We start from the raw sequence: 1,194 nt of genomic DNA on the forward strand, positions 1-1,194 counted from the left end.
GTTACTACCGATTTATCTCGGCGCACTGGGTATCCTGTTTATTCGCCAGATCCCATGGATTGACCTTACTTGTCGACTTCTATCTCCTCCTGCCCGGGTCCTGCGTAATATAGCTTGCCATCCCTGCGCGTGAGACCTTGCCTATCAGGTTTGGGCCTGTCATGCTCCGACAGCCTGTCGCTGTGCCGTGCGGCCTGGGCCCGCATTTCATCTGTGTATCCAGTGCCTCCTCTGGGAGTGGATCGGTAAGATGGTGCGGTTAGTCCCATTTTCTCAGCTGCAGCGTTGGTCAAAGGTGCATCGGGATGCGGTATATAGGGCATACTATCTCTCCGTACTATTTATATAGTGGGCTTTAGAATACAAAACAGAAGTGTTTCATATCTGTCTCACACGTCATTATTTATATTCTCCGGATCAAAGGGGTCAGATTCACTGAAATCAACTCTCTCTGAATCAGTTCAAAAATCTCAGAAATCAAATAGATTTGGGGTCAAGATCAAAAACTCTCTTCTTCATATCTAAAAACCTTTCAGTATCAATAAACTCATCTGTACCAAGAGTTTTACTGTGTCCTGAGTTTCTTGATCTGACCCCAATTATTCTTCGGTCTCTTCCGCTTCTGCCTCTTCTATCTCTGGCTCTTCCGCGGCTTCTTCAACCACTTCTTCTTGCGGTGGGTTGAGTTTGGCTTCTATCCCCGGCAGTACTTTGCTGTCCAGAAAGATTTCCAGGTCTTGCATAAACAGGACTTTCACGTCTTCTAAGCTGGGGGGTTCTTGTCCCGCTAGGGTGCCCTGTTTTAGATACGCCATGATTTCTTCAATGATGGTGGTGAGGGATTGACTAAGCTGATCATCGAGTTTAGGTAGCACTAGACCTAACTGGATTTTGAATGCGATATCGTCTGACATGGTTATCTACCTTTTTAGGATGGTTGATACTGCTATTGCTGTTATTACTAGTTTTTGCAATTAGGTTGCCAACTTTTAAAAACGTGATGAAAATAAAATAAACCGTTAAAATTCAACAAATTAAAAACTTTTATTGCGCATTTCCCTTTTAGCCAATTGGGTTATTCTTTACCCAATTGGGTGACGCTTTCTCGGGTCATTTTTAGGCAAAATTTGATAATAGATCAGACCCCACCCTAGCCCTTGTATCTTTCTCAGTGAATTGCTTAGCTAGTAATTC

Annotated in this window: 1 protein-coding gene; it reads right to left on the minus strand. The window is 43.6% G+C overall.

Features of this window, described 5'->3' with window-relative positions:
• Window positions 1–599 precede the first annotated feature (599 nt).
• Window positions 600–914, minus strand: coding sequence for a hypothetical protein (locus I8J31_RS20595; RefSeq protein WP_199470464.1), 315 nt, complete (start codon window positions 912–914; stop codon window positions 600–602).
• Between the last annotated feature and the right edge of the window lie 280 nt (window positions 915–1,194).

Source organism: Marinomonas transparens, assembly GCF_016463975.1.
GTDB classification, from domain to species: domain Bacteria; phylum Pseudomonadota; class Gammaproteobacteria; order Pseudomonadales; family Marinomonadaceae; genus Marinomonas; species Marinomonas transparens.

Excerpts from the sequence above, each read along its gene's own strand:
- I8J31_RS20595 (WP_199470464.1), bottom strand. The coding sequence starts at position 914 with ATGTCAGACGATATCGCATTCAAAATCCAGTTAGGTCTAGTGCTACCT.